The sequence below is a fragment of the Ectopseudomonas alcaliphila genome, assembly GCF_900101755.1.
Classification (GTDB): Bacteria; Pseudomonadota; Gammaproteobacteria; order Pseudomonadales; family Pseudomonadaceae; genus Aquipseudomonas; species Aquipseudomonas alcaliphila.
Genome location: NZ_FNAE01000002.1, coordinates 253241 through 267758 on the forward strand (window position 1 = coordinate 253241; position 14518 = coordinate 267758).

Sequence of the window (14518 nt, forward strand, 5' to 3'; positions counted from 1 at the left end):
ATTAACCCCGTATCGCCCAGAAGGCCAGGTTCAGGCCGGGGTATTCACCCGCCACGTGGAAAGCGAAGCCGCCGGATTGCGCCAGTTGCTTCCAGTGTTCACTGCCACGGTCGAGCTCGTAGTAGGTCGAACCGGCGTGGAACGGAATCTGCCTTGGCGCCACCGGCAGCGGCAGCAGGTTGATCCCTGGCAACTGCAGGTTGACCAGGTCGCGAATGTGTTCGACCGAGCCGATCTTGCTCTGCTGGCCGAAGCGTCCGCGCAGGGTTTCGGCGGGCATGTCGGCGCGTACCACCAGGACGAAACTGGCGTTGTCCAGCAGGCTGCGGTCGGCCAGCATGGCCACGTGCACGCCATAGGCCTTCTCGACGATGGGAATCGGCACGGCCTTGCTGTCGATCAGCATCGACAGTGCTTCGCGCAGCGCCTGCATCACCGGAGTGAAGCTGGTCTGCAAGTCGTCGTGCAGGTAGGTCGGGAACTCCGACGGGCGTCGGCCGGAGCTGGAGAAGGTGGCGAACTCACCGGCCAGGGCCAGTAGCTCGCTGTACAGACGCTCCGGGTGCAACGGTTGCAGCTGGGCCAAGTGGGCGAACAGCGGCTGGGCGCGGTTGACCAGTTGCAGCAGCATGAAGTCGGCGATCTCCGAGGCGCCGCCGGCGCTGGAGGCCACCACGCGCCCTGCGAGGGCTTCGCCACGCTGATGCAGCAGCCCCAGCAGCTCGCCACGAAAGGCGGCCAGCGGCGCACTTGCCGCCACGTCCAGCAGCGGCGGGATGTACTGTTCGTCCAGCACCAGGGCGCGGTCGGCGCGTTTTTCGCGGACTCGCGCCACGCCCAGTGCGGCGTATTCCTGCAAGCCATCGGCGGCGCTCAGCAGGCGTAGAGCGCGCTCGCCGACCATCACCGGCACACGGCTTTCGAACGCGGCGTTGTCGTCACGTACTTCACGCACCTGGCCGCGGTAGCGCGCGCCACCCAGCGCCTCACCCGCTTCGACGGTGTCACGCACACCTGCCCGGCGCAGCGGCAGGGCCAGGTAGATCACGCCGTCGCGCAGGTCTTCGGGGATTTCCAGCGGCTCTGGCGCCACGTCGTCCTGCGGGATATTGAACGGCGTGCCGTCGGGTAACAGGCCACGGGCGCTGACGATGGCCAGCTTGCCTTGTGCCAGTAGCCCCATATCGAGCTGCAGATCGGCGAATCCCCAGCCAGCCGCTGATAGTGGGCGGCTACGCGCATCGACCAGCGTCTCCAGATAGCGGTCGTGCTGCTGGAAATGCTGGGTGCCGATGAACATGCCTTCGGACCAGATAACACGGTTGTTCCAAGACATAAGGGGCTCCTGTTAGCGAGAATCAAGGCGAGACGGCGCGGCGAGCTCAGCAGCGCTGGCGGCGTTGATCCCGAGGTCGATGCGGTAATGGCTGAGCGTGCCCTGCTTCGGCTCCAGCACCAGGCGCCACTGCGCCCGGTCGATTTCGCGGTAGCCAACCAGCAGGCCGAGGTGGCGGGTTGCCGGATCCAGCACACGGGTCAACTCACGGGTCTGGCCGGGATGCACCAACCATTCATCCTCAGCCACCAGTTCGTTGCCGAGGCTTGCCGCCGCACGCTCGGCAAGGCTGAAGTAATCCGTCCGACTGAACGCTGCGGCGCTGCGCAGCTCCAGCACGCGTACGCGCACGGGCGCGCTGTAGCCGTCGGTGGTGGGGTTGAGGTCATCGCCAGCCTGCAGCTGCAGCACGACGCTGGTCGGCCCCTGCGCAGTGTCGGCTTTATCCATCGCGTCCTTGCTGCAGCCGCTGTTCAGCGCTGCCAGCAGAAGGCCCAACAGAACGGGCCGGAGTGTTCGTTTACGCACGTTGCTCATCCTTGCCTACGCCCTCAAGGGCGACGTTGACGGGCGATATGTTGCTCATAGGCCCGGCCGAACTCGCGGCCGAACAGGTCCTGAAAATCATCTTCGGCTTCGCGCGACAGGGTCGCGTAGAGCTCCACGAACTGCTGCCAGCACTGCGCCTGGCGGGCGTTCGGCAACAGGCTGGCCAGCCCGCCGCCCTTGCCCATGCGCGCTTCCAGTGCCTGCGGCTCGAAGCGCGCCAGCAGATGGCGAATGGCCGACTGCACGCCCGCCATCACCGCTAGCTGATGGGCGCGCAGATCATCGAAGCTGTCCTGCACCGCCAGATCAGCCGACATGAAGGCCGAGTTACCGCCGCGCAACAGCAGGAGCAAGGCCTCTTCGGCGTTGGGGGCGAACTTCAACGGGTTGTTCTCCACCGGCTGCACCATGGTCTGCTGCAGGCGGAACTCGCCCTTGAGGCTGCTGCGTGCCCGCAGCACGTTGATCAGACCATCGACCATCAGGCGGTAACTGCGTCCGATGCTTTCCATCTGTGCGGCCGCCTGTTCGGTATCCAGACGCAGGTGTTCCAGCCCGGCGCCGCGGAGGAAGGCCTGCAGCAGCGCATCGTCGTCCTGAGCAAGCTGAGGCTGGCTGGCGGCAGGAGGTGGCGTGGGGGTAGGCACTGCAGGCACAGGCGGCAAAGGTGCCGGCTCGGTCGGCTCTGGCGGCAGGGAAAGGTCCACGGGGAGCGATGCTGCCGGGGGGGGCGCAGCCGGCGTGATGTTACCGAGCAGATCCCAGTCATCGGGGATCAGGCCAGGTTCAGCAGTGGGCTTCTGCTCGACTGGAGGGGGGCTGACCTCCGGCGGACGGAAGTCATGCTGCTGCGCCGGAACATGATCGGCGACAGGCACCGGTGCCGATGTACTCGGGCCGAGAAAATCGAACAGATCCGGCAATGTTTCGTGCGGGGCGACGCTCTGCAGGTGGGCGCTGGCCGAGGAATCGAAGGGGTTTGCCGGAGTGCTGAATGGTACGGCCGGAGCGTCCTGATGGCTCGCCATCAGGGCTTCGAAACTACTCCCGGGAGGGGCGCTGGAAAACGGTGCGGAGCCTTCTGCAATGGAACTTTCCAGCGCTACCTGAATTTCGTATTCACCGATACGAATAACTTCGCCGTGATTAAGAAGTTCACTGTTGCCGCGTTGCATGCGCACACCGGCCTTGACCAGCTCCACACCATTGGTGCTGCTGTCGGTGATGTAGTAGCGACCATCCTTGTTCTGCACAAGGCAATGCTGCGACGAAACCAGACGCGCCGGGTCCGGTAATATCCAGTCATTATCGGGGCCCCGGCCAATTGCCATCGAGCCATATTCAAGGGTTTTCTCGGGGCATTGACCGGGGGTGATCTTGTGATAGCTGGTGATGGTCAAACGCAGCGCCATGTGGCCTCCTTGCCCGGCTCTCTTGAAACCCGCAAAACTCATGAAAGCCTTTATTCATGCGGGTTTCGGCCGCATACAGCTCTTATGAAAAGTCCATCAAGCGGGCTCTTGATCGCGAAAACACGCGATCTTACCTTTTGCTTCGTGATTCCCGTATGTGCCGAAGCGCACAACTTCCCGAAACTTAGCCCTTGGTCACAAAGGTCCTGGGCGAGCGCCAGTCTACCTTGACTTTATATATTTTTAAGTTAAAAAATGCACGACGCCATCGAAATTGTGTAGTGGCCAATCAATATTAAACGTTGATTGGCATAGTGCTAGCTAGGATGAAGCTACTGCACTTTTGTGACACAGTTCAAATCGATAAGGAGATCGAACACGTGGAGACTTCGTTGTTGCTCGCCGCTATTTCCGATGCTTCGCCATGCGGCGAAGATCTGGAATACGACAGCGACTTTCTCCAGCTCGAGCGCGATGCTCTGGGGCGCCCCGAACGCAGCATGGGTGATGCCATCCAGGCTGCCGAGCCGCCCGAATGGCGCCAGCTGGAACAGGCCTGTCACCTCCTGCTGCAACGCAGCAAGGATCTGCGCATCACCCGCTATCTGCTGCAAAGCCGCCTGGCTTTGCGCGGTGTCGAAGGCCTTGCCGACAGCCTCGAATTGATCTTCGAACTGCTCTCGCGCTACTGGCCCGAGATTCACCCGCAGCTCGATGCCGATGACGACAACGACCCCACCGTACGCATCAACACCCTCTCCGCGCTGACCTGCGAGACCAATCTCGGCCTGCTGCGCAGTGCTGTGCTGGTCCGTTCACGGGTGTTCGGCAACATCACCCTGCGCGCAGCGCTGAATGCCGCCGGCCTGCACCTGGCCAGTAGCGAAAGCCTCAGCATCGAAGAGCTCGGCGGCGCCCTGCAGGACGCCGACAGCGAAGTCTTGCAGGTCACTCACGAAGCCCTGAAGCGTGCGCTGCACAGCCTGAATGCCATCGAGCAGTTGGTCAGCGAACAGGTCGGCTCCGCTCAGGGCGTGGATTTCTCTGCGCTGCAGCAGCCGCTCAAGCTTGCCCTGCAGGTGCTCGGCGACAGCCCGGCAGGGGCAAGTTCAGAGGATTCCCCGGCAGGCGGCGAAGCTGCGCAAGAGCAGCTGGCGCAGCACGCGTCGGGGCCTGCCGTGGCGCGCGCCAGCGGCGAAATCAACAATCGCGATGATGTGCTCAGAAGCCTGGAGCGGATCCTTACCTACTACGCACGCCACGAGCCATCCAGCCCGTTACCGGTGCTGCTCAACCGGGCTCGCAGCCTGGTCAATGCCGATTTCGCGACCATCGTGCGCAACCTGATTCCCGATGGCATGAGCCAGTTCGAAAACCTGCGCGGCCCCGACGAGTACTAGGCCGACTGGCCCAGGTATGCGGGATCACGCTTCACCGTAGATGGCCGAAGGCCGACACGCCGCGTCGCGTCAGGCGACCAGGAGAAAATCATGGCGAACAGCAGTTCTCAGAAATTCATCGCGCGCAACCGCGCGCCGCGGGTGCAGATCGAGTACGACGTCGAGCTGTACGGCGCCGAGAAGAAGGTGCAGCTGCCGTTCGTCATGGGTGTCATGTCCGACCTTGCCGGCAAGCCGGCCGAGCCGCTGGCGCCAGTGGCCGAGCGCAAGTTCCTGGAGATCGACGTCGACAACTTCGACTCGCGCCTCAAGGCAATGAAGCCGCGTGTGGCGTTCAACGTGCCCAACGAGCTGACCGGCGAAGGCAACCTGAGCATCGACATGACCTTCCAGAGCATGGACGACTTCAGCCCGGCCGCCGTGGCGCGTCAGGTCGATGCCCTCAACCAGTTGCTGGAGGCCCGTACCCAGCTGGCCAACCTGCTGACCTACATGGACGGCAAGACCGGCGCCGAAGACATCATCATGAAGGCGATCAAGGACCCGGCATTGCTGCAGGCCCTGGCTAGCGCGCCGAAACCCCAGGACAACGAGCCCCAGGCCTGATTCGGAAGACAACCATGAGCGAACAGTTGCAACAAGACCAGGCCGCACTGGCCAGCACCGAGCAGACCAGCGAATTCGCTTCGCTGCTGATGCAGGAATTCAAACCCAAGACCGAGCGTGCCAAGGAAGCGGTGGAAACCGCCGTGCGTACTCTGGCCGAGCAGGCCCTGGCGCAGACTGATCTGATCTCCAACGATGCGATCAAGTCGATCGAGTCGATCATCGCCGCCATTGATGCCAAGCTCACCGCGCAGGTCAACCAGATCATCCACCACAGCGATTTCCAGCAGGTGGAAAGTGCCTGGCGTGGCCTGCACTATCTGGTCAACAACACCGAGAGCGATGAGCAGCTGAAGATTCGCGTGCTCAACATCTCCAAGCCGGAGCTGCACAAGACCCTGAAGAAATTCAAGGGCACCGCCTGGGACCAGAGCCCGATCTTCAAGAAGATGTACGAAGAAGAATACGGCCAGTTCGGCGGCGAACCCTACGGCTGCCTGGTGGGCGACTACTACTTCGACCAGTCGCCACCCGATGTCGAGCTGCTGGGCGAACTGTCGAAAGTCTGCGCGGCCATGCACGCCCCGTTCATCGCCGCCGCCTCGCCGACCGTGATGGGCATGGGCTCCTGGCAGGAGCTGTCCAACCCGCGCGACCTGACCAAGATCTTCACCACCCCGGAATACGCCGGCTGGCGCTCGCTGCGCGAGTCCGAAGATTCGCGCTACATCGGCCTGACCATGCCGCGCTTCCTGGCACGCCTGCCGTATGGCGCCAAGACCGATCCGGTGGAGGCCTTCGCCTTCGAGGAAAACACCGACGGCGCCGACAGCAGCAAGTACACCTGGGCCAATGCCGCCTACGCCATGGCGGTGAACATCAACCGCTCGTTCAAGCTCTACGGCTGGTGTTCGCGCATCCGTGGCGTGGAGTCCGGCGGCGAAGTGCCGAACCTGCCGGCGCATACCTTCCCCACCGACGACGGTGGCGTGGACATGAAGTGCCCGACCGAGATCGCCATCTCCGACCGCCGCGAGGCCGAACTGGCGAAGAACGGCTTCATGCCGCTGCTGCACAAGAAGAACACCGATTTCGCCGCCTTCATCGGCGCGCAGTCGCTGCAGAAACCGGCCGAGTACGACGATCCGGACGCCACCGCCAACGCCAACCTGGCTGCGCGTCTGCCGTACCTGTTCGCCACCTGCCGTTTCGCGCATTACCTCAAGTGCATCGTTCGCGACAAGATCGGTTCCTTCAAGGAGCGCGACGAAATGCAGCTCTGGCTGCAGGACTGGATCCTCAAGTACGTCGACGGTGACCCGGCTCACTCCACCGAGACCACCAAGGCCCAGCATCCGCTGGCCGCCGCCGAGGTGGTGGTGGAAGAGGTCGAGGGCAACCCCGGTTACTACAACTCGAAGTTCTTCCTGCGCCCGCACTATCAGCTCGAAGGGCTGACGGTGTCGCTGCGGCTGGTTTCCAAGCTGCCGTCGGCCAAGGGCGCCTGAGCCCCGGCAGGCAAGCCGGCCTCACGCGGCGTCGCCGCGTGAGGCCTCTGCCTGATACATGGAAAGCCCCGGGCTTTTCGCAATCTCTGACCCCCGTGGCGATGACCACACCCAGGAGAAAACATGGCTGTCGATATCTTCATCAAAATCGGTGACATCAAGGGCGAGTCTCAGGACAAGACCCACAAGGACGAAATCGAAGTACTCAACTGGAGCTGGGGCATGTCCCAGTCCGGCAACATGCACACCGGCACTGGCGGTGGCGCGGGCAAGGTCAGCATCCAGGATCTGTCGCTGACCAAGTTCGTCGACAAGGCCACCCCCAACCTGATGATGCATTGCTCCAGCGGCAAGCACGTGCCCAAAGTCACCCTGACCGTACGCAAGGCAGGCGGTGACTCCCAGGTCGAGTACCTGATCATCAACCTCGAAGAAGTGCTGATCTCCTCGCTGAGCACTGGCGGCTCGGGCAACGATGACCGTCTGATCGAGAACATCACTCTGAACTTCGCCAAGGTCACCGTCGACTATCAGCCGCAGAAAGCCGACGGTACCAAGGAAGGCGGTCCGATCAAGTACGGCTGGAATATCCGTTCCAACGTCAAGATCTGATGCCCTGCCGCCCCCGGCGCTTGCGCCGGGGGAGGTCGGCCTTGGGAAGACTCCGATTCACCCAGTAATGAGACTGTTTCATGGCCAAGCCTTCGTTTATCAATCTGTGGAACGAATATCTCAAGATCTGGAACGAGTACCCCGACGGCAAGGTATGTGATGGCCCATGGGCGAACCAATGCGCCATTCGCATGAGCTACACGCTCAATGCCGAGCAGACCATCAAGGTCAATAACTCCACCTACAGCGAACCCAAATGTGCTCACGCACATGCCAGGGGTGCTGAATCATTGGCCAACTGGTTGTGGAAACACCACCTGGGCCGCCCGTTGATCATCGGTGGCAGTGCACAGGAGCGTCTCAAGCTGGCCGACAAGACCGGACTGATCTTCTTCAAGGACTGCTTCCAGCAAGATGGGCAGACCGTCGATGAGCGCACTGGCGACCACATCGATCTGTGGAAGCGTGGCTTTACCGCAGGCCGTTACGATGACCCGAGGCACATGGCCCGGCAGATCTGGTTCTGGGAGCTGGCATGAGCAAGCGCCTTCGTACACCTTTACTGCTGCTCGGCATGCTGACCAGCCTCTGTGCATGCGCCGAATCGACTCCACCGCCTGCCACAGACAATCCTGGCTACCCGGAGCACGTGGACCTGGCAGGGCAGACTTATCAGCTGGAGAACGCCGGACAGGCCTGCGTATTGCGCAAGCCAGACCAGAGCGTACTGCCGCTGGACATTCCCTCGCCGTGTCATTTCAGCGTCGGCAAGGATGGCCAGGCACATGTCGAAACCTTTCAGGGTGTGCCGATCGTCATGGTGCTGCATGTAGCCCCCGTGGCGGACAGCAAGCTGGAGTGTCGTTCGCAATACAAGGCCATTCGACTGATCAAGGGCCAGCTGGAGCCATCGGTGCTGGCGCAGAGTGCCAGTTGCCTGCGCGGCGTCGGTGATCAGAAGAACTACACCGCGATGTTCGACTGGTAAACCTGCGCATGATCAGCCCCATGACCCCACGCGAGCGCCTGCAGCCATCGCTGCTCGACCGCCTGACCGACGATGACCCCAGCAATCCGCAGGAAAGCGCGGATCGCCGCGTGCTGTCGCTGAACCAGCTCAAGGCTTCGGTGCTGCGCGACCTGACCTGGCTGTTCAATACCATCGCCCTGCTCGATGCCGACGCCACGCGGCACACACCGGCAGGCACCTCGGTGATCAACTATGGCCTGCCGCCTTTGGCCGGCAGCAGTGTTTCCGGGATCGATATCGCCGCCCTGGAGAGCCTGATCCAGCGCGCCATCATTACCTTCGAGCCGCGCATCCTCGCCCACAGCGTGCGGGTACGGGCGCATGTCGGTCACGAACAGATGAACCATAACGCCTTGAGTTTCGAGATTCAGGGTGACCTGTGGGCACAGCCGGTGGCCCTACCCTTGCTGCTGCGCACCGAGCTGGACCTGGAGTCCGGCCATGTCCAGGTGCTGCCTGCCGAGCAGCGGAGACGTTCATGAACCCCCGTCTGCTGGAGCTGTATAACCAGGAACTGCTGCACATCCGCGAAAGCGCCCAGGAGTTTGCCCGCGAATACCCGAAGATCGCCGGGCGCCTGACGCTGTCGGGAATGGAATGCGCCGACCCCTATGTCGAGCGCCTGCTCGAAGGCTTCGCCTACCTGACCGCCCGCGTGCAATTGAAGCTCGATGCCGAGTACCCGACCTTTACCCATAACCTGTTGGAAGTCGCCTACCCGCATTACCTGGCGCCGACGCCGTCGATGACCGTGGTACAGCTGCACACCGATGCCAACGATGGCGCGCTCAACGGCAGCTTCAACCTGCCGCGCGACAGCGTGTTGCGCGCCACGCTCGGCAAGGACAGCCAGACCCCCTGCGAATACCGCACGGCTCACCCGGTGACCCTGTGGCCGCTGCAAGTAGCGGATGCCGAGTACATCAGCAACCCAGCCGCCACGCTGGGTCGCCTCGCCGCCAGCGAGCCGCGGGCCAAGGCCGCGCTACGCATCACCCTGCGCAGTGGCGCTGAAATACCCTTCTCCAGCCTGGATCTGGACAACCTGCCGTTGTACCTCAACGGTCTCGACGAGCTGCCATTTCGTCTCTACGAACAACTGCTGGGTAATCGCGTCGCCGTGTTCGCCCGCCAGCCAGGGCGCGACTGGGTCGAGCGCCTGCCGGCCGACGCCCTGCGTCCGTGCGGTTTCGATGATGCCGAGGCGGCCCTGCCAGTGGTGCCGCAGGCCTTCCAGGGCTATCGCCTGCTGCAGGAATACTTCGCCCTGCCGCAGCGTTTCCTGTTCGTCGACTTCTGCGGTCTGCGCCGTGCCGCACGCCAGTGCAGCGGTGAGGAGCTGGAGCTGATCGTTCTGTTCGACCGCGTGGACAGCCACCTGCAGAACCAGGTCGGCGCCAGTCAGTTCCTGCCGTTCTGTACCCCGGCGATCAACCTGTTCCCGCGGCGCCTGGATCGCATCCACCTGAGCGACAAGGTGCACGAGCACCACGCCATCGCCGACCGTACGCGGCCGATGGATTTCGAGATCCATTCGCTGCGCGGCGTCACCGGCCATGGCAGTGGCCCGGAGCAGCCCTTCCTGCCCTTCTATGCGGTGCGCGACCCCGCTCGCTATGGCCGTGACCAGGCCTATTACAGCGTGCGCCGCGAACCTCGCGTGTTGTCGGCCGAGCAGCGCCGCAGCGGCACCCGCTCCAGCTATGTCGGCAGCGAAACCTTCATCAGTCTGGTCGACAGCCATCAGGCGCCCTATCGCCATGACCTGCGCCAACTCGGTCTCAGTGCCCTGTGCACCAACCGCGACCTGCCGCTGTTCATGACCGTTGGCATCGGCAAGAGCGACTTCACCCTGGCCGACAGCGCGCCGGTGCAGAGCGTGCGCTGTGTAGCAGGGCCGAGCCGACCGCGTGCCAGCCCGGCCCACGACAACCAGGCCTGGCGGCTGATCAGCCAGTTGTCACTGAACTACCTGTCACTGGCCGAGCAGGGCCAGGGTGCTGCTGCCCTGCGCGAAATGCTGCGCCTGTATGGCGATATGCAGAATCCGGCGCTGCAACTGCAGATCGAAGGCCTGCGCGAAGTCAGTGCCAAACCTTGTACGCGGCGCCTGCCGATGCCCGGGCCGATCGTCTTCGGCCGTGGCCTGGAAATTACCCTGGAGTTCGACGAGAACGCCTTTCGCGGTACCGGGGTGTTTCTCCTCGGTGCGGTGTTCGAGCGTTTCCTGGCGCGCTACGTATCCCTCAACAGCTTTACCGAGACGGTGCTACGCAGCACCGAGCGCGGCGAGATCATGCGATGGAAAGCCCGACCCGGCCGTCGTCCGAACCTGTAGACACGCTTGTGCAGATGCAGGCGCAGCCCTGGGAGTACGACTTCTTCCAGGCCCTGCGGCGCATCGAGAACGAGCACCCGCATTTGCCGCGCCTGGGCCGATCCCGGCGCCTGGCTGACGACCCGCTGCGCCTTGGGCAGCGCCAGGAGGGCAGTTTCGCCCCGGCCACTCTGGCCGGCGTGACCCCCGCCAGCGACGAGCGCCCGGCGCGTCTGGAACAGTACTTTTTCGGCCTCGGCGGGCCCAACGGGCCGCTGCCGCTGCACCTGACCGAGTACGTGCGCGAGCGCCAGCGCAACCACGCCGACAGCACCAGCAAGCACTTCCTCGATCTATTCCATCATCGCCTGCTGACCCTGTTCTATCGCGCCTGGGCCGAAGCTCGACCGACCGTCAGCCACGACCGCCCCGACGACGACTACTGGTCGGCGCGCCTGGCCGCCTTCAGTGGCCGCGGCATGCCCAGCCTGCGCCAGCGAGGCTTGCTGGACGATGCGGCGAAGCTGCACTTCAGCGGTCACCTGGCCGCACAGACGCGCTACCCCGATGGCCTCAAGGCGATCCTCGCCGACTACTTCGGCGTGCCGGTGCAGATCGAAGAATACGCCGGCAGCTGGCTGCGCCTGCCCGAGCGGACGCGCCTGGGCGTGGAGTCCAGCCAGCTGGGTGTGGACTTCTGCCTGGGCAGCCAGGTCTGGGACCGCCAGCACAGCTTTCGCATCTGCTTCGGGCCGCTGACGCTCGAGCAGTACAACGCCATGCTGCCAGACGGCGAGTCCTTCGCCGCGCTGGTGGCCTGGGTTGCCGAGTACCAGGGCGACGAACTCGACTGGCAACTGAATCTCGTATTGCAGCGCGAGGAAGTCCCCGCGCTATGCCTCAACGGCCAGGCTCGCCTGGGCTATACCACCTGGCTTGGCCAGCCGCAGCACGACGCCAGGGATCTGGTGCTGGCCCGCCATCACGCCGCAGCGACCCCGCCGGCGGATCAATCAAGGAGAGCTTCACATGGGTGAAATCAGTCGTACCGCGCTATTCGGCAAACTCAACAGCGTCGGCTACAAGGCCATCGAGGCCGCCACCGTGTTCTGCAAGCTGCGCGGCAATCCCTACGTCGAGCTGGCGCACTGGTTGCACCAGCTCCTGCAGCTGCAGGACTCCGACCTGCACCGCATCATCCGCCAGTTCAGCCTGGAGCCGGCGCGCCTGGCGCGCGACCTGACCGACGCACTCGACCGCCTGCCGCGCGGCTCGACCTCGATCACCGACCTGTCCTCGCACGTCGAGGAAGCGGTCGAGCGTGGCTGGGTCTATGGCAGCCTGATGTTCGGCGAGCATCAGGTGCGTACCGGCTACCTGATCATCGGCATTCTCAAGACGCCGAGCCTGCGCCAGGTGCTGCTGGGCCTGTCGGGCGAGTTCGCCAAGATCAAGGTGGAGACCCTGAGCGAGCGCTTCGACGAATACATCGGCGATTCGCCGGAGAACAACCTGGCCGCCAGCGATGGTTTTGCCGCTGCCGCACCGGGTGAGGCCAGTGGTGCCATGGCGCCGGCGGCGATGGGCAAGCAGGAGGCGCTCAAACGCTTCACCCTCGACCTCACCGAACAGGCACGCAAGGGTGAACTCGACCCCATCGTCGGCCGCGACGAGGAGATCCGCCAATTGGTCGATATCCTCATGCGCCGGCGGCAGAACAACCCGATCCTTACCGGTGAAGCCGGCGTCGGCAAGACCGCCGTGGTCGAGGGTTTCGCCCTGCGCATCGCCGCCGGTGACGTGCCGCCGGCACTCAAGGATGTCGAGCTGCGCAGCCTCGACGTCGGTCTGCTGCAGGCCGGCGCCAGCATGAAAGGCGAGTTCGAGCAGCGCCTGCGCCAGGTCATCGAAGACGTGCAGGCCTCGCCCAAGCCGATCATCCTGTTCATCGACGAAGCCCACACGCTGGTCGGCGCCGGTGGCGCGGCCGGCACCGGCGACGCCGCCAACCTGCTCAAGCCGGCGCTGGCGCGCGGCAGTTTGCGTACCGTGGCGGCCACCACCTGGGCCGAGTACAAGAAGCACATCGAGAAGGACCCGGCGCTGACCCGCCGCTTCCAGGTGGTGCAGGTACCCGAACCATCCGAGGACAAGGCGCTGCTGATGATGCGCGGCGTGGCCTCGACCATGGAGAAGCACCATCAGGTGCAGATTCTCGACGAAGCCCTGGACGCTGCGGTCAAGCTCTCGCACCGCTACATCCCGGCGCGCCAGTTGCCGGACAAGTCGGTCAGCCTGCTCGACACCGCCTGTGCCCGCGTGGCCATCAGCCTGCACGCCGTACCGGCCGAGGTCGATGACAGCCGCCGGCGCATCGAGGCGCTGGAAACCGAACTGCAGATCATCGCCCGCGAGCATGCCATCGGCATCGACGTCAGCCTGCGCCAGGCCAACAGCGAGAGCCTGCTGGCCGCCGAGCGCGAGCGCCTGGTCGAGCTGGAAAGCCGCTGGGCTGAAGAGAAGCAACTGGTCGACGAACTGCTGGCCACCCGCGCCAGCCTGCGCGAAAGCGCGGGTGTCGTCGATAACGACAGCGCCACGGACCACCAGAGCCTGCGCGCCCACCTGGTCGAACTGCAGCAACGCCTGAGCCAGCTGCAGGGCGAAGCCCCGCTGATTCTGCCGACCGTCGACTATCAGGCCGTGGCCTCGGTGGTGGCGGACTGGACCGGCATTCCGGTCGGGCGCATGGCGCGCAACGAGGTCGAGACCGTACTCAAGCTCGACAGCCTGTTGGCCAAGCGCATCATCGGCCAGGACCACGCGCTGAAGATGATCGCCAAGCGCATCCAGACCTCGCGCGCCGGCCTCGACAACCCCAGCAAGCCGATTGGCGTGTTCATGCTCGCCGGCACCTCTGGCGTCGGCAAGACCGAAACCGCGCTGGCGCTGGCCGAGGCGCTGTACGGCGGTGAGCAGAACCTGATCACCATCAACATGAGCGAATTCCAGGAGGCGCACACCGTTTCCACCCTCAAGGGTGCGCCGCCCGGCTATGTCGGCTATGGCGAAGGCGGTGTGCTGACCGAGGCCGTGCGTCGCCGGCCGTACAGCGTGGTGCTGCTCGACGAGGTGGAAAAGGCCCACCCGGACGTGCACGAGATCTTCTTCCAGGTGTTCGACAAGGGCGTGATGGAAGACGGCGAAGGGCGCCTGATCGACTTCAAGAACACCCTGATCCTGCTCACCACCAACGCCGGCACCGAGCACGTGGCGCGCCTGTGCCAGGACCCGGATAACCTGCCCGACCCGGAGGGCATCGCCCGCGACCTGCGTCAGCCGTTGCTGGAGATCTTCCCGCCAGCCCTGCTCGGCCGCCTGGTGACCATCCCCTACTACCCGCTCAGCGACACCATGCTCAAGGCCATCACCCGCCTGCAACTGGGGCGCATCAAGAAGCGCATCGAGAGCACCCACAAGGTGCCGTTCGATTACGACGAGGCAGTGGTCGACCTGGTGGTCTCGCGTTGCACCGAGAGCGAGAGCGGCGGCCGGCAGATCGACGCCATTCTCACCAACGGCATGCTGCCTGACATGAGCCGCGAGTTCCTCACCCGCATGATGGAAGGCAAACCGCTGGCCGGCGTGCGCATCAGCGTGGCCGACAACGACCTGAACTACAGCTTCGCCGACAACGCCTGAGCCCGAGCGCGGGTCGGCTATCGCCGGCCCGCGCCATGGCAGGCTG

Annotated in this window: 13 protein-coding genes; 10 read left to right on the top strand and 3 right to left on the bottom strand. The window is 64.1% G+C overall.

The features are described 5' to 3' along the window. Position 1: 1 nt before the first annotated feature. Genes tssK through tagH form a run of 3 tightly spaced genes read right to left on the bottom strand, consistent with a single transcriptional unit; the run spans position 2 to position 3297 of the window. Positions 2 to 1336 (bottom strand): type VI secretion system baseplate subunit TssK, encoded by a 1335-nt coding sequence (gene tssK, locus BLR77_RS09875; protein WP_074677224.1) that lies wholly within the window; start codon positions 1334 to 1336, stop codon positions 2 to 4. 12 nt (positions 1337 to 1348) lie between these two features. Continuing rightward, positions 1349 to 1864, bottom strand: a complete 516-nt coding sequence (gene tssJ, locus BLR77_RS09880; RefSeq protein WP_238380559.1) for a type VI secretion system lipoprotein TssJ — start codon at positions 1862 to 1864, stop codon at positions 1349 to 1351. Between the two features lie 23 nt (positions 1865 to 1887). Next, positions 1888 to 3297, bottom strand: a complete 1410-nt coding sequence (tagH, locus tag BLR77_RS09885) for a type VI secretion system-associated FHA domain protein TagH (protein WP_074677228.1) — start codon at positions 3295 to 3297, stop codon at positions 1888 to 1890. Positions 3298 to 3677: 380 nt separating this feature from the next. Between tagH and tssA the strand changes: the two genes are divergently transcribed. The 10 genes from tssA (at position 3678) to tssH (ending at position 14472) form a co-directional block, all read left to right on the top strand. Next, positions 3678 to 4697, top strand: a complete 1020-nt coding sequence (gene tssA / locus BLR77_RS09890; RefSeq protein ID WP_074677230.1) for a type VI secretion system protein TssA — start codon at positions 3678 to 3680, stop codon at positions 4695 to 4697. A gap of 90 nt (positions 4698 to 4787) precedes the next feature. Continuing rightward, positions 4788 to 5303, top strand: a complete 516-nt coding sequence (gene tssB / locus BLR77_RS09895) for a type VI secretion system contractile sheath small subunit (RefSeq protein WP_074677232.1) — start codon at positions 4788 to 4790, stop codon at positions 5301 to 5303. 14 nt (positions 5304 to 5317) lie between these two features. Continuing rightward, on the top strand, positions 5318 to 6811 hold the full coding sequence (tssC, locus tag BLR77_RS09900) for a type VI secretion system contractile sheath large subunit (protein WP_074677234.1): 1494 nt from the start codon (positions 5318 to 5320) through the stop codon (positions 6809 to 6811). Positions 6812 to 6934: 123 nt separating this feature from the next. Further along, positions 6935 to 7423, top strand: a complete 489-nt coding sequence (locus BLR77_RS09905; RefSeq protein WP_061238833.1) for an Hcp family type VI secretion system effector — start codon at positions 6935 to 6937, stop codon at positions 7421 to 7423. 80 nt (positions 7424 to 7503) lie between these two features. Next, on the top strand, positions 7504 to 7962 hold the full coding sequence (locus BLR77_RS09910; RefSeq protein WP_074677236.1) for a T6SS effector amidase Tae4 family protein: 459 nt from the start codon (positions 7504 to 7506) through the stop codon (positions 7960 to 7962). Then, on the top strand, positions 7959 to 8411 hold the full coding sequence (locus BLR77_RS09915; protein ID WP_074677238.1) for a hypothetical protein: 453 nt from the start codon (positions 7959 to 7961) through the stop codon (positions 8409 to 8411). Before BLR77_RS09910 ends, BLR77_RS09915 begins: the two co-directional genes overlap by 4 nt. A gap of 8 nt (positions 8412 to 8419) precedes the next feature. Continuing rightward, a complete protein-coding gene (gene tssE, locus BLR77_RS09920) occupies positions 8420 to 8935 on the top strand; it encodes a type VI secretion system baseplate subunit TssE (RefSeq protein ID WP_074677240.1) in 516 nt (171 codons plus the stop codon). Continuing rightward, positions 8932 to 10791: a type VI secretion system baseplate subunit TssF gene (tssF, locus tag BLR77_RS09925; RefSeq protein ID WP_074677242.1), complete on the top strand. Its 1860-nt coding sequence runs from the start codon at positions 8932 to 8934 to the stop codon at positions 10789 to 10791. Before tssE ends, tssF begins: the two co-directional genes overlap by 4 nt. Then, complete coding sequence (tssG, locus tag BLR77_RS09930; protein ID WP_074677244.1) at positions 10755 to 11807, top strand: type VI secretion system baseplate subunit TssG; 1053 nt, start codon at positions 10755 to 10757, stop codon at positions 11805 to 11807. The genes tssF and tssG overlap by 37 nt, the downstream gene beginning before the upstream one ends. Continuing rightward, a complete protein-coding gene (gene tssH / locus BLR77_RS09935) occupies positions 11800 to 14472 on the top strand; it encodes a type VI secretion system ATPase TssH (RefSeq protein WP_074677246.1) in 2673 nt (890 codons plus the stop codon). The genes tssG and tssH overlap by 8 nt, the downstream gene beginning before the upstream one ends. Positions 14473 to 14518 lie beyond the last annotated feature (46 nt).

Bases quoted from the DNA above. Each gene is read 5' to 3' on its own strand.
- tssK (WP_074677224.1), bottom strand. From the start codon at position 1,336: ATGTCTTGGAACAACCGTGTTATCTGGTCCGAAGGCATGTTCATCGGC.
- tagH (WP_074677228.1), bottom strand. From the start codon at position 3,297: ATGGCGCTGCGTTTGACCATCACCAGCTATCACAAGATCACCCCCGGT.
- tssB (WP_074677232.1), top strand. From the start codon at position 4,788: ATGGCGAACAGCAGTTCTCAGAAATTCATCGCGCGCAACCGCGCGCCG.
- tssC (WP_074677234.1), top strand. From the start codon at position 5,318: ATGAGCGAACAGTTGCAACAAGACCAGGCCGCACTGGCCAGCACCGAG.
- BLR77_RS09905 (WP_061238833.1), top strand. From the start codon at position 6,935: ATGGCTGTCGATATCTTCATCAAAATCGGTGACATCAAGGGCGAGTCT.
- BLR77_RS09910 (WP_074677236.1), top strand. From the start codon at position 7,504: ATGGCCAAGCCTTCGTTTATCAATCTGTGGAACGAATATCTCAAGATC.
- BLR77_RS09915 (WP_074677238.1), top strand. From the start codon at position 7,959: ATGAGCAAGCGCCTTCGTACACCTTTACTGCTGCTCGGCATGCTGACC.
- tssE (WP_074677240.1), top strand. From the start codon at position 8,420: ATGATCAGCCCCATGACCCCACGCGAGCGCCTGCAGCCATCGCTGCTC.
- tssF (WP_074677242.1), top strand. From the start codon at position 8,932: ATGAACCCCCGTCTGCTGGAGCTGTATAACCAGGAACTGCTGCACATC.
- tssG (WP_074677244.1), top strand. From the start codon at position 10,755: ATGGAAAGCCCGACCCGGCCGTCGTCCGAACCTGTAGACACGCTTGTG.
- tssH (WP_074677246.1), top strand. From the start codon at position 11,800: ATGGGTGAAATCAGTCGTACCGCGCTATTCGGCAAACTCAACAGCGTC.